General features: G+C 42.8%; 13 protein-coding genes. 10 read left to right on the plus strand and 3 right to left on the minus strand.

Translation table 11 applies throughout. The annotated features are described in order from the left end of the window. Positions 1-110: 110 nt before the first annotated feature. Entirely contained in the window at positions 111-983 is an 873-nt protein-coding gene (locus U5K35_RS00275) for a hypothetical protein (protein ID WP_322569468.1), read from the plus strand. On the opposite strand, the gene U5K35_RS00280 is transcribed toward U5K35_RS00275, so the two are convergent. Beyond that, positions 961-1,647, minus strand: coding sequence for an HAD family hydrolase (locus tag U5K35_RS00280; protein ID WP_322569469.1), 687 nt, complete (start codon positions 1,645-1,647; stop codon positions 961-963). The two genes, U5K35_RS00275 and U5K35_RS00280, sit on opposite strands and share 23 nt — an antisense overlap. A gap of 71 nt (positions 1,648-1,718) precedes the next feature. On the opposite strand from U5K35_RS00280, the gene eno reads away from it, so the two are divergent. The 5 genes from eno (at position 1,719) to U5K35_RS00305 (ending at position 7,280) form a co-directional block, all read left to right on the plus strand. Further along, a complete protein-coding gene (gene eno, locus U5K35_RS00285; RefSeq protein WP_322569470.1) occupies positions 1,719-3,005 on the plus strand; it encodes a phosphopyruvate hydratase in 1,287 nt (428 codons plus the stop codon). 205 nt (positions 3,006-3,210) lie between these two features. Continuing rightward, a complete protein-coding gene (locus tag U5K35_RS00290; protein ID WP_322569471.1) occupies positions 3,211-4,746 on the plus strand; it encodes a trehalase family glycosidase in 1,536 nt (511 codons plus the stop codon). Positions 4,747-4,798: 52 nt separating this feature from the next. Next, a complete protein-coding gene (gene recF, locus U5K35_RS00295; protein ID WP_322569472.1) occupies positions 4,799-5,950 on the plus strand; it encodes a DNA replication/repair protein RecF in 1,152 nt (383 codons plus the stop codon). Positions 5,951-5,956: 6 nt separating this feature from the next. Then, the gene (locus tag U5K35_RS00300) at positions 5,957-6,253 is read left to right on the plus strand and encodes a DUF721 domain-containing protein (RefSeq protein WP_322569473.1); all 297 of its coding nucleotides are present in this window, start codon (positions 5,957-5,959) and stop codon (positions 6,251-6,253) included. A gap of 22 nt (positions 6,254-6,275) precedes the next feature. Then, the gene (locus U5K35_RS00305; RefSeq protein ID WP_322569474.1) at positions 6,276-7,280 is read left to right on the plus strand and encodes a YbbR-like domain-containing protein; all 1,005 of its coding nucleotides are present in this window, start codon (positions 6,276-6,278) and stop codon (positions 7,278-7,280) included. A 17-nt stretch (positions 7,281-7,297) separates the two neighbouring features. Here the strand turns inward: U5K35_RS00305 and U5K35_RS00310 are convergent, their stop codons facing one another. Further along, the gene (locus U5K35_RS00310) at positions 7,298-8,548 is read right to left on the minus strand and encodes a 4-hydroxy-3-methylbut-2-enyl diphosphate reductase (protein ID WP_322569475.1); all 1,251 of its coding nucleotides are present in this window, start codon (positions 8,546-8,548) and stop codon (positions 7,298-7,300) included. A gap of 212 nt (positions 8,549-8,760) precedes the next feature. Between U5K35_RS00310 and U5K35_RS00315 the strand changes: the two genes are divergently transcribed. From U5K35_RS00315 to U5K35_RS00330, 4 genes are all read left to right on the plus strand, one after another. After that, entirely contained in the window at positions 8,761-9,240 is a 480-nt protein-coding gene (locus U5K35_RS00315; protein ID WP_322569476.1) for a hypothetical protein, read from the plus strand. A 7-nt stretch (positions 9,241-9,247) separates the two neighbouring features. After that, a complete protein-coding gene (locus tag U5K35_RS00320; RefSeq protein ID WP_322569477.1) occupies positions 9,248-9,640 on the plus strand; it encodes a hypothetical protein in 393 nt (130 codons plus the stop codon). A gap of 75 nt (positions 9,641-9,715) precedes the next feature. After that, positions 9,716-10,183 carry a hypothetical protein gene (locus tag U5K35_RS00325; protein WP_322569478.1) on the plus strand — a complete coding sequence of 156 codons (468 nt, stop codon included), beginning with the start codon at positions 9,716-9,718 and terminating at the stop codon, positions 10,181-10,183. Positions 10,184-10,199: 16 nt separating this feature from the next. Then, a complete protein-coding gene (locus U5K35_RS00330; RefSeq protein WP_322569479.1) occupies positions 10,200-10,616 on the plus strand; it encodes a hypothetical protein in 417 nt (138 codons plus the stop codon). Positions 10,617-12,358: 1,742 nt separating this feature from the next. Here the strand turns inward: U5K35_RS00330 and U5K35_RS00335 are convergent. Next, positions 12,359-13,822 carry an alkaline phosphatase gene (locus U5K35_RS00335; protein WP_322569480.1) on the minus strand — a complete coding sequence of 488 codons (1,464 nt, stop codon included), beginning with the start codon at positions 13,820-13,822 and terminating at the stop codon, positions 12,359-12,361. Positions 13,823-13,942 lie beyond the last annotated feature (120 nt).

Raw genomic sequence — 13,942 nt, forward strand, 5'->3', positions numbered from 1 at the left:
ACAAAAGAAGCATCTTTCAATAAAATTATTGACCTTAATCTGTTGTTAGATGCAATGGATTTAACGATTAATGCGTTAGAGAACTAAGTTACTCAGAACTATTCAGGTATATGAAAAAATCAATACAACTTCTACAAACAGGCTTACTTGCTCTACTATTCTCATTTTTTCTCTCAAGTGATCTAAAAGCTCAGATTGAGGAACCGGACGTAATTAAGCCTCAAAGAGATGCTACGACCCTGAGCGATGTGTATGAGTCGGGATTCGGAATAAATATCAACATGAACAATTTTGGATTTGGTATTGGCGGCGAATATCGAAGAGTGGTGGGACCACAATCCGAAATTATGTTCTCTTTGGGCATAACAGGCTTGCGGGATGAAAGCGAACAGACGTTTACCGATTTTTTCTTTGGGCAGCAGATTATACCCAATAAATTTCAAAGGGGATTAGCCTTTCCTTTAATGGCGGGTTTCAGACAACGTATTTTTCCCAAATCTGTACAGGAAAACTACAGATTTTTTGTGAGTGCACAAGCCGGTCCGGTAGCGGCATTTACATATCCATATTTTAATGACAGGAACGATAACAACTATCGGGAGACGGGTAATGAGTACCTGATTATTGAAGATAATGGGGAGCTTTTCATACAATTTGCACAACCGGAACGGGTTAATGATGTTTTTTCAAGAATGGGAGAAGGTGACTGGCATTGGGGCGGTGCCGGTGAAATTAAACTGGGTGTAGATATCGGAAGTAATTTTTCACGCCTGAACAGTGTTGAATTTGGCTACTATTTCTACTACTTCACAGAGGGAATACAAATGATGCAACCCAAGCAGCCTGTTATTCAGCAACAGACAGGTCCAAACCAAAGCCCGTATGTTTGGCAGAATGGCCAACTTGTGCTGGAGGACTTTTTTGAGCCACAGAAATTTTTTGGCACACCGCAAATTACCTTTACATTTGGCTGGCTTTGGTAAGTTGATCAAGCCAATTTTTGGGTGACCGGAGAGAATCTAAAATCAGATCGGGTTTATACTTTTCGAGCTGTATTTTATTGAAACTACCGGTGGTTACTGCGACGGCTTTTGCTCCGAAATGACGCGCACAGCGAACATCATTTGGAGTATCGCCTATTACAATGAACCGGTTTGATTCAGCCGATTGATTAAATCTTTTCTTGTACTCCATACTCGCCAGCCCGGGAAGGTGGTTTCTATCGTGATGGTCACAGCCGAAACCCCCAAATTCAAAGATCTCGTTTAAGCCCACCGCTCCAACTTTTGCATAAGCTACTTCCCGGTAGTTTCCCGTACATAAACCAACGGGGATATTGTGGAGCCGTGCAAAGTCTATCGCGTCGCGCACTCCCTCAATCATGTCCACATCTTCCGCTGAGAGGTTTTCTGTCATTAATTTTATATACCTGGCTGAAATAGAGTCATACAGATTCCGGGTATGAGAGAACTCCTCAATGAGCTCAGTAAAAATATCCCTGTCGGTTCGGCCGGCAAAAGAGCGATTTTTTAGTGAAATATCACTGAGTTCAAACTCCGTTAATATTTGATGTATAATTTCATGCAGGAAATTCTTTTTTACATGTAGTAACGTTCCGTCAATATCGAACAGTAAGATGGGTTTCATCGTTATATTTCTTGATGAAGAGATTTAGCATTAACTTTAGAGTACTTATACACTAACCAAAATAATTGATTATGAGTTTAATTGAAGACATCCATGCGAGACAAATTCTGGATTCACGTGGCAACCCAACAGTTGAGGTTGACGTGGTTTTGTCTAATGGAGCCATAGGAAGAGCAGCAGTTCCGTCAGGTGCATCAACAGGAGAGCACGAAGCCGTAGAATTGCGAGATGATGACAAGAGTTATTATCTGGGTAAAAGCGTGAAGAAAGCTGTCGAAAATGTGAATGGTGAAATTGCTGAGGAACTGATTGGGTACCCTGCCTATTTACAGACAGAAATTGATCAGATGATGATTCAGCTGGATGGCACACCGAATAAATCGAAACTGGGAGCCAATGCTATTCTGGGAGTTTCGATGGCCGTGGCCAAAGCAGCAGCGGAAACAACCGGTCTTCCTCTCTGGAGATATCTGGGCGGTGTAAATGCAAAAGTATTGCCACTCCCGATGATGAATATCATCAATGGTGGATCACACGCTGATAATAATGTAGATCCTCAGGAATTTATGATCATGCCGGCGGGAGCAGACTCATACAGCAAGGCAGTTCAAATGGGAGCAGAGATATTTCATAACCTTAAGAAGGTTCTCTCTTCAAAAGGATACAGCACAGCCGTTGGGGATGAAGGGGGTTTTGCTCCTGACCTCAAATCAAATGAAGAGGCTGTAGAGGTCATTCTGAAGGCCATAGAAAAAGCCGGATATACACCTGGAGATGATGTATTAATCGCACTTGATCCTGCCGCATCTGAATTTTACAATACCAAAACAGGTATCTACGAATTTAAGTGGAGTGACGGTTCAAAGCGTGATGCCGATGCCATGGTTGAATACTGGACCGAGTGGGTCGAAAAATACCCGATTATTTCTATCGAAGATGGAATGTATGAGGATGACTGGGACGGCTGGAAAACCATGACGGATGCTTTGGGTGATAAAATTCAGCTAGTGGGCGACGACCTGTTTGTAACCAACACAGATCGTTTAGCCGAAGGAATAAAGAAAGGAATTGGAAACTCAATTCTTGTCAAGGTGAATCAGATCGGTACGTTAACCGAAACGCTCGACGCGATTGAGATGGCTCATAAAAACGGTTATACAGCCGTGATTTCCCACAGATCCGGTGAAACGGAGGATACCACCATTGCCGATATCGCAGTGGCGACCAATGCCGGCCAGATCAAGACGGGCTCTATGAGTAGAACCGATCGGATTGCCAAATACAATCAGCTCTTTAGAATAGAAGAGGAGTTGGGCGAAAGTGCACTTTTCCTGGGAAGAGATGTATTTGGGCTATAACCTGAATTCATATATCGAATTTGAAAAGGGACAGTCAACGCTGTCCCTTTTTTATTTGGAGAAAGATTTTCGTAAATCACTGTGGGTGATTAAAATCTGCTAATTTGAAAGTCCGTCTTTAAAAAACCAATTCTGAACAGTACTTTTTCTCACTGATAAGTAAAAGCTCAAATCAAAGAGCCGTTAATTGAATTCGGGTAAACATATGGCATCACAGACGAAACAGATACAGCTTGCGGGTGAGCTATTTGAAGCTGTCCAGAAAAAGAAGATTTTTTCCGACTGCAAGCAGTTTGTGGATATGGTACCAAAAGATGACCCTGAGAGAATTTTCCGGCTATGGGAAAAACTGAAAGATGAGCCCATCTTTGATCTGAAAACGTTTGTTCTCACATACTTTGAGAAACCGGAAGAGTATTCACAAGTTGTCAATATTAACAGGAAAAAAGTCTGTAGAGAGCACATCAGTTCTCTTTGGAATGTACTGTTTAGAAAACCGGATAAAGCTGTTTCCGAGTTTGATTCATTGATTCCATTGCCACATCCTTACGTTGTAGCCGGCGGGAATTTTAGGGAAGTGTACTATTGGGAAAGCTATTTTATGGCTCAGGGTCTTCGGGCTGACGGCCACGAAAAGATGATTCTGAATATGGTGCACAATTTCAGCCATCTCATTAAAAAGCTTGGATATATACCCGGTGGCAACAGGGTTTATCTGGCGGATCGCTCTCAGCCTCCATTTTACACTCCGATTGCGGAAATGGCAGTAAAGCTTTTTGGGGATGATCTGCTGGGTGAAGTTCTTCCGGCCGCTGAAAAAGAGTATAATTTCTGGATGGATAAAGATGAAAATCAGGAGAAGCATGCCGTTTCGTTTGCTCTTCAAAAAAGAGTTGGCCCTGATGACAAAATTCATACAAGTAACTACCGGCTTAATCGCTATTGGTCGGACCGGACAACACCCCGGCAGGAGGCCTGGAATAGAGATTTAGCAGAAATCAAAACCTATAATGGGAATAACGAAAAGGAGTTTTACAGAAATATTCGCGCAGCAAGTGAATCGGGTTGGAGCTTCAGCAGCCGGTGGCTGACGCAAAACAGTGGCCAAAAAACGATATCTACAACAGATATCCTCCCTGTAGATTTAAACACACTCTTGTGGTACACGGAGAAAAAAATATCGGATTGGAATTTTAAGGTTGGTAAAGATGAGAAAGCCCGTGAATTTGAACGAAGGGCCTATCAGCGGAAAAAGGCGATCATTGAGCTGATGTGGGGTAAATCGGAAGGATTCTTTTTTGATTACAACGTTCGAACAAAAAAACGAACCGAACACTGGACGCTTGCCGCAGTATATCCGCTCTATTTTGGGCTGGCTACAAAAGATCAGGCAACGAAAATCGCATCCCATCTGGAGAGAAGGTTTTTAAAGAAAGGCGGTTTGGTGACAAGTCTGCAGGAGTCCGGGCATCAATGGGATGCGCCATACGGATGGGCACCTCTGCACTGGATGGCAGTTGTGGGTCTGAAAAATTACGGATTCAATCGCTTATCGGATGAGATAACCGGACGCTGGATGAGTTTAGTTGATCAGGTGTTCCAGCAAAACGGAAAGCTGGTTGAGAAATATAATGTAATTGATTTGGATCGGGAGAATGCCGGTGGAGATTACGCCTATCAGGATGGATATGGCTGGACAAATGGTGTTTACAGCGCGCTCGACGAAATGAGAAAAGAGTAGTACATATCCCTGAGAGTGAACATTATTTCATGTATTTTGTTCATCTGATGAAATGGATGATGATGAACAAAATATGCGTATAAATCGCCTCAAGCTTCGAAATTTTAGAAATCATATAGATACAGAAGTTCGGTTTGCTCCGCACATCAACCTGATAACAGGACAGAATGGGTCCGGTAAAACCAACCTGATTGATGCCATTCACTATCTCTGCATGAGTCGCAGCTTTGTTGCTTCCAGTGATATGTATGTTCCCCATCACGACGAGAAGTATTTTATGATTAACGGTGATTTTGAAGGGGAGATCCGGGCATCCTTTAAAGTGAGCTGCAGCTATTCGAAAGGCGATGGTAAAAAGATTTTTGTAAACGACAGCCCGCTTGACCGGCTCTCGGACCTGATCGGGATGGTACCGGTTGTTGTTTTGAGTCCTGAGGATAAGAAGCTGACCAGCGAAGGCCCGGCCGAACGCCGATCTTTTTTGGATTCGCTTATCAGTCAGATATCGCCAAAATATTTGCGCGATCTGATGAAGTTCAGAAAAATCAGAAAGCAGCGGAATAAACTCCTTCAGGAGTTTAGGGGATCACTGTCAATGCTGAAAACCTATCTTGAACCGTGGGATGAGCAGCTGACAGAAACCGGTGCATCCATTATATTTAAGCGATTTGAAGTTCTTGAACAGTTTAAGAGATACCTGGCTCTGCAGTATCGTACGATATCGGAATTGAAGCTGGAACCGACCCTGGAATATCAAACTATATGTGAGGATTTGAGCAGCGTTGAAGTAATCCGCGAGACATATCAAAAACTTCTGGAAGATGATTTTGAAAAAGAGGCGGAGCGTGAGCAGACACTTACCGGTCCGCATCGCGATGAAATTGTATTTTATCTGGATGACAGTGAGCTTCGGAAGTATGGATCGCAGGGGCAGCATCGCCTGTTTTCTATGGCACTGAAGATGGCTCAGCTTTTTTACTATACAGATCAGCTGGATGACCTGCCGATCATGCTGCTTGATGATGTGTTTGGGAATCTGGATCAACAGAAAATTGACGTGATTACGGAGACACTGACGAAACATAGCGGACAAACGTTTATTACATCAGCCACGGATCGCCCTTTTACAGTAAGTATGTTTGAGAATAAGGACGAAAATGCATGGTATACTGTTGAGGATGGGAAGGTTTCAACGAAATATTAGGCGCTTATGGCATTTGGAAAAAAACCGGAATCGATAGAGCATTTACTCAAGAATTTCTTGAAAAAAATTCCGCAGAAGACGGAGCTTCGCAGAGGTATGGTGCTTCACTTCTGGCCCGAAGTAGTCGGTGAGAATATCAACTCTGTAACTAAAAACTTAAGGTTTGAAGGCGATAAACTTTTTGTAAACGTTGAAAGTGATGTGTGGCGACACGAAATTCATGCAAACCGGTATTCGATCGTAAAACGGCTGAACGACAAGGTGGGATCAAAAGTAGTAAAAGAAATAGTTGTGCGAGCTTAAATTAAATCCGCATATTTAGCTTATGAATTTACGGGACTTCATAACGAACCGATTTAAAGTGTTCTTCACTTCCAAAGAGGCTGAAGGGGAAGAATCTGACGAAAATAATTTCTTTGCACGGGAAAAGGTTATTGTATTCAGCGTTTCTTTTGTCTTGGCGCTGAGTCTTTGGTTTGTGGTAAACATGAATCGTGAATTTAATATAACGGTTCAGGTTCCGGTCGAATTAACCAATCTGCCGGATAATCTGGCATTGCGCAGTGATGTTCCTGAAAATATATCCGTAAATGTTAGCGGCGAAGGATGGAATTTAATATCCCTATACAGCAATCCTCCCAAAGTAAGTGTAGATGCAGAGTCGCGACAGATAAATCTGTTTGAACAGATCCGGAACATGTCGGGGTCTTTTTCAGAACTTAATGTTTCTCAGGTTGATCCTATCATGCTAACCATTGAAACCGAAGAAAAAGCAACGAAAAGAGTTCCGATTGTCTCGCAAATCAATCTTAATTTACAAAATCGTTATGGGTTGATCGGCGAGCCCGAAATTAGTCCCGACAGTATAACACTAACGGGAGCTGAATCAAGACTGCAGGAACTTTCACAATGGGAAACAGAGGAGGTTACTTTTGAGGAAGTTTCAAAAAGTATGGAGAGAGTAGTTAATCTAAAGGCACCGACCGATGGAGTTATTCTAAGTACGAACGAAGTAAATTATCAGATTGACGTGGCCGAATTTACAGAAGCTGAGGTAAGAGTGCCGGTTCGAACGCGTAATCTGCCATCAGGTGAGGCTGTTTCATTTAATCCCTCATCAATTACGATCCGTTATGATGTTCCGATTCATCAATACACAGATGTGCAGGGCATTCGTCCATATGCGGTATATGTAGATTATGCCGACCTGCAGGCCGATGATACAGGATACATAACACCCAGGGTAGAAAAAATTACAGATGAGTTTGATATCCGGCTGAGAAGTTTCCAGCCACAGCGGGTATCCTACTTCAACATCATTCCCGACTAAACCGAATGTTAAAATGATTACTGTTCAGTAATCAACTTCTCTTCAAATGGGCGGATTACATCTTCTACTTCTTCCGTACCATCGAACAAGGATAAAATTTTCAGCATCACTTCATCCACCAGCACATCGGGACAGGAAGCTCCGGAAGTGAGCGCAATTTTCAGGTCTTTTTGATCTTTTGGAAGCCAATCTGCTGTCTTCACCATCTCTTTTTCCCACTGATTGAAGTGGCGTATTTCTCCGGCTGAATCAAACTCCTCGGCATCCCGGATATGATAGGTTGGGCAGTGATGTTCCAGTATCTCCACCAGGTGCATGGTATTGGATGAGTTGTAGCCACCCACCACAATGGCGATATCCGGTTTGGCATCAGCCAATGCGTACGTTGCCGACTGATTTTCGTTGGTGGCATAGCAGAGCGTATCTGATGTGTCGGCAAAGTGGTCGAGCACATTCTGCTCTCCGAATCGGGCTTTTGCGGCTTTCTTCAGAATCCCCATCACCTGCTGCGTTTCAGTAGCGAGCATGGTCGTCTGATTGATCACGCCAAAAAACTCCAGATCTTTTAGCGGGTCGAATCCCTCCGTGCTCTTGTGGCCAAAATACTTTTCAAAATCTTCGATAGGTCGCTTTTCAGTCATGATATCGGCCAGAATCTGAGCTTCATCGGGATTCAGCACAACGACCGTTGGGGAGTGATCGGCGCTGTGTGAAAATGTGGCACGGGTTTCTTCATGTCGATGTTTTCCATGTATCACAAGGCTGTACCCTTTCTTTCCAAGCTGATTTCCCCGCTTCCAAACCTTTTCCACAAACGGGCAGGTGGTGTTATACTGATAGGGATCGATGCCTTTTGCCTTTAACTTTTTGCCGATTTCGAGCGTAGTGCCAAAAGCGGGCACAATTACCACATCATCCTCTGAGAGATCCTCAATCGGAATTCTCACTGATCCATCGGTATCAAAAAGGAACTTTACCCCACGTTTCTGCAGATCTTCATTCACGGTTGGATTGTGAATCATCTCACTGAGCAGGTAGATATTCTTGCCCGGATTCTCCTCCACCGTTCGGTAGGCGATGTCGATGGCGTTCTCTACTCCGTAACAAAACCCGAAGTGACGCGGAATCAAAAATGTGACCGGCCCAAAATCCAGTTTGGTCGGGGCAAGGTCTTTCTTGCGCGGATCGGTGATTTTGTTCGCTTCTTTTACCTTGCGGATGATGGGCGATTTAAACATCGCCGGAATTTCAAACTCTTTACGGGCCATGGGAATGTTGAATATCGAACACCGAATGTTGAATGACGATGTATCATTTAACAAACGGTTTTAGTTTAAAAAATTTGATTGAGTGAAAGATACAGAGTTCAAAAGAGAAACACGTGGAGGGATCATTTGATTCAGGTACGGTTCTTAATTCTAATGGAAAGAGTGAAAATTTTATCACATCATTTACCAAAAAGAAATAAAAATAGAGTGTTATGGCAGAAATTAGGGTGCAGCCAAATTTAATTTATTTGCGTTGGTATTCGGTTTTTATGGCTCTTTGCGGTGTAATTATAGTTGGAGGGCATGCTTACTATTACGCCGTGGGGCAATTGACAGGTGATTGGTATTTCAGTTTCTATATGGGAGCATTCGCACTCTTTATCGGTGCAGGGTATTTGTCAGGGTATATTAATCCCAATATTTCTGAAATTATGATCAATGAAAACGGAATAGAGTCCAGTAAGTCACTGTGGGACAGTTCGCTGAAATGGGATAAGCTAAAGAAAGTAGAGCTTCAGAAAGACCGGATTGAAGTTCAGTATTTAAAGACGGGACTGACGAATAAAATTATTATTCCAATGATGATTCGTTACAATTCGGAAAAGATGCGGACTTTGGAAAGAGGGTTATTGGAGCGTTGCAGCATGAAAGGTGTAGAGTTTGAGTCGAGACTGAAAACAAAAAAAGATTAAGAATACCATGATAGATAAAGCGAAATTAGTTCGATTTTTTGAGTCTGAGTTAAATGGATTCAGTTCAAACTTCCTTTATAAGGATAAACAGTTGCTTAACGAGGATAAGTTTAATGACTTTGCTCAAGTTCTTTTGAAGCGCAGTAAAAAATCGTTCGGTATTATGTTTGCCGTCGCTCTATGTTTTGTGTTGATCGGCGTTCTTTATCTATCAAATCTGGTAGTCCCCGGATCCCCTATGTGGATTGGATTATCCTATATGTTTCTTGGTATCTCATTTATGGTTATTTCAACAAGAGAATATTATCAAATCAGGGGTTCTATGACGTTACTGCTGAATCTTTTGGAAGCGGATGAGAATGAACAACTTTCCCCGAATATAAAACTGATAAATGCGTGAATAATGCAGCTGGTGATTCACTTCAGTTTTGAAAAATATAGCCTTATGGAAAAAGTAAACTTCGAACAATAGATTATGGATAGCGTGAGATTTACCGGTGATGATAAATATGTAAAAATTTACAATGTCTTCTTGATCTTACTCGGATTGTTTCTTTTGGTTGGAGCGATTTACAGGTACAAAGGCGGGTATGTTGATGTTGATTTTGAATGGTTTACGCACATATTTGCAGGAATATACGGGGTGGCTGCAGGATCAAGCGTAATATTTGGAAATAAGAAACCTTTATCAGCAATAATTATAGATAATGAAAAAATCAGCTCTGAAAGTCCTTTAGAAAGTTCATTTAAGTGGGCGCATATAAAAAAAATAGAGCTGGACAAAAAAAGGATAAATCTACAGTATTTACGAACCGGAATCACAGGCACATTAAAAATTCCATTCACATTACGCTTCAAAAATTTAGACCGGCTAAGTACTGCTTTGGCTGAAATGTGCGATAGTAAAGAAATAGAGTTTGTGAATAAATTAGAACAAGATTAATTGAAAAGAGCCAGCTATGATAACCAAAGAGAAAATCAAAGAGTACTTCGAGCAAGAAATAGAAAACCAGGGTAAGCTGATGGAGCTGCTATACAGAGACAAGAAACTTTTGAATGAAGAGAGGTTCGGCGACTTTGCTACAGAACTCCTTCAGAGAGCAAAAAAAGCCTACTTGGGTTCTATGGCATTTGGGATGATGTTCTTTATGCTCGGCTCTATGTATCTAATTAATTTGTATTTGTTTAATACATCATCATTTGGATCTTTTGACGTGCATCTGGGTTATGCGTATATCTTGCTTTCATTTACCGGTGCTATTTTTTCAACTAAAGAGTACTACGGTATCAGAGGTTCGATGACGTTACTGCTGAATCTTTTGGAAGCGGATAAGGAGGCCGAGCCCGATATTACTCCTGAACTGGAAACCGCCTGAACCCCTGAATTATGCCGGTTCTAACTAAAGATGAGATGAGAAACTAGATAAATTGACTGATGATTTTTGGAGTTGCTTTCTTCCGTTCATTTCTACCATGGCAATCGAGATTGATTTCTAACCAACATTTACTGCTTTAACAGAGTTGTTTTCTTCAGCTTTTGCCTGGCAGGGATATCTGATTTTTAAACAGAGTTTAAAAAATTTAAAATCTGAATAGGCCAGCGACCTTTTGGGGCTGACAGTGTTTATTTGCTGTAGTTGCAACGCCTCTACTCTGGTTGGAGTTCTAAATTCTGCACTCTATTCGGCGGAACTGGGAACCTAACTCACACCCCAAGCTGACGCTTGGGGCTACTATCTGCTCGCTCTTACAGAGCTCAATATTATTGATTCAGCTCTTTGGCTATAGAAACATGAATGTTGTTGGGAACAGGCAGTCTCAATATGGAAAACACTCCTACCACCCTAAAAAACAGAAGACTAGACAGTTTCGGCTCTCAGCTCTGAAAGAGCGCCAGATCCTAGCCTCGGGTGAAGCATAGCGAAACCCGGGGTAAAAGGCAGCGCAAAAATCACCGCCGAATAGAGGGCGTTGTTTGAAATGAAGGGTAGATATGAGGCGGTGAAACTCAATGTTGGTTTAGGATATTAATTCGCCCGAAAAAAATGCCTTGGAGTAATCAATTTTGAATTTGAGATTTATACCAATTCCTATTTGAACACACCCCTCAATCCCCTCTCAAGAGGGGAGGTGTTCTTTTACAGCTCTATAAGATATACGATTTGTTATTATTGCTTATCAGCTCTGAAAGAGCGGCCGATCATAGCCTCGGGTGAAGCATAGCGAAACCCGGGGTAAAGGCAGCACAAAAATCACCGCCGAATAGAGGGCGTTGTTTGAAATGAAGGGTAGACATGAGGCGGTGAAACTCAATGTTGGTTTAGGATATTAATTCGCCCGAAAAAAATGCCTTGGAGTAATCAATTTTGAATTTGAGATTTATACCAATTCCTATTTAAACACACCCCTCAATCCCCTCTCAAGAGGGGAGGTTTTTGATATTCAGCGCTGCAAGATATAGGATTTATTATAATTGCCTATCAGCTCTGAAAGAGCGCCAGATCTTAGCCCCGGGTGAAGCGCAGCGTAACCCGGGGTAACAGGAAGCCCAAAAACCACCGCCGAACAGAGAGCGTGGTTTGAAATGAAGGGTAGAAATGAGGCGGTGCTGCTCAGGATTGGATTGGGATGTCAATTCTGGTGAATGAGTGGATCCGATAATGAGGGATGAATGTTAACGTGAGTTCGATATGTCTTCTACATAGAATAGACTTATACCAGTTTTTAAGTACTAGATAGCCACGGAAACACGGAAGGCACTGAATAATCTCTGTTTTTTCGTGTTTCAGTAGATACTATATAACCAATTTCTATAAACAACTGATGTTTAATGACTTTTAGCTCAGATTTTATCTCGAGCTCACGTTAAATGTTTATCAAAATCTACCGGACATAATGTTCAACAGAGCGCCTGATCAAACACTCAAAAAATCGTTTTTAACCGCTCAGACTATTCAATCTCACCAATTCAACTGCAATTAACCAGTGTTAAATTCTATCCAACTCCCCGGGTCAGCGACCCGGGGTATAACGTAAACCGTATCCCGAACTATGTACCACGAACCGAAAAAATTCGTCTGACGGCGGGGAGCCGTCGGACGAGGCAAGAATGCTCAACTTATCCTTCTGCGTAGGCTCTCACATCGGCCATATCCACCATCAGATCAAACAGTGCGGTGTTTCTGACAAACGTTGGAATTCGATCACTTCCGGGACCCCATGCGGCAATCTCAACATAATCGGCCGTGTGACTGGTGCTAATAAAATTGATTCCATTGTAGTTAGCCAGGACTCCGGATAGCACTCCAGCCGGCTGCTGGCGATTTTTGAATGGTGACCGGAAATTCCCCTGGAATGACTGCTTCAGCATCAGTCCCTCTTCCCGGGAAATTTTTGTATTCATTGCGTACTCCACATGATCCATAATGGATTTTACTGTAACTCCATCCAGTGAATCGTCAGACCAGTGATATCCCATCTCATTGTACATCCACTCAAAACTGTGACGATAATCCTGAATGGTATCCAGCATGGCAGGGGAGTCACCGTAGCCTGAGCCCAGTCCGCTCAATCCCGGATTGGCGTTTCCGTGATCTGTGGTTAAAATAACCAGCGTATCATCACGGCCATCGGTAAAGTCCATCACCTCTTTGATGGCGTCATCAAATGCGATCTGATCGTAAATCAGTCCCGCAGGATCATTACCGTGTGCAGCATGATCCACCCGGCCGCCCTCAATCTGCAGAATAAACCCATTTTCATTTCTGTTCAGCCTGTCCAGCGCAATTTTCGTCATCTCAGCAACCGTTGGGACTTTCTCCTGCAACCCGGCAAGCGTGTTGTGATCCACCATGTAGGGCAGGTGAGAATCGTAAAACAGCCCCAGCAACTTACTGTTTCGGGTGGCTCGATTCATCTCACTCTTATTTCTGGCTACGGTATATCCGTTTTGTTCAAAAACCGAATAGAGATCTTTTCCATCATCTCGACTGTCGGAAGAAAAGTGACGCGCTCCGCCACCCATCAACAGATCATAACCCCGCTCCGCATACTGCTCGGCAATTTCATCTTCCATACCGCGCGAAGGCATATTAATTCCAAATCCGGATGGGGTGGCATGGGTAATTCGAGCAGTGGTAACCAGGCCCGTAGCTTTATCAGCGTCCCGGAAAATCTCACAAATCGTTTTGTACTCCTCACCATTTGGCCCCACGTTCACAGCTCCGTTATTGATGCGGTGACCCGAACCCCAGGAGGATGCCGCGGCAGCCGAGCCGGTCACTACCGAGTTAAGCGACGCCATGTCCATCAATCCGCGATGGTATTCACGATCAGACTCATAAAGCTTAATCCAGTTCGTTTTCTCTCCGTATTGACGCTGTTTTACCAGATCGGCAAGCGCCATGGTTCCGGCACTCATCCCATCAACCACCAGAAAGATTACATTTTTTGCATCACCGAAGGATGACTTTTTGGTATCCGGTTTTTGAAATGTCCGGCCGAGTGCGCCTGTTCCCAGCGCGGCTGTTGATAGCGCTCCGGCTTTCAAAAATTCTAAACGACTAAGTCCTTTCTTACTCATGAATCGATGGATTTATTGGTTAATGATATAAATAAAATGGCTTACCAAATCTTTCAACACTTAAAAAACGAACTCCACGGCTAAAAGGCTAATCAACAAATTGTTAAATCTTGCATGAAG

This window comes from Rhodohalobacter sp. (genome assembly GCF_034521535.1).
Lineage (GTDB): Bacteria > Bacteroidota > Rhodothermia > Balneolales > Balneolaceae > Rhodohalobacter.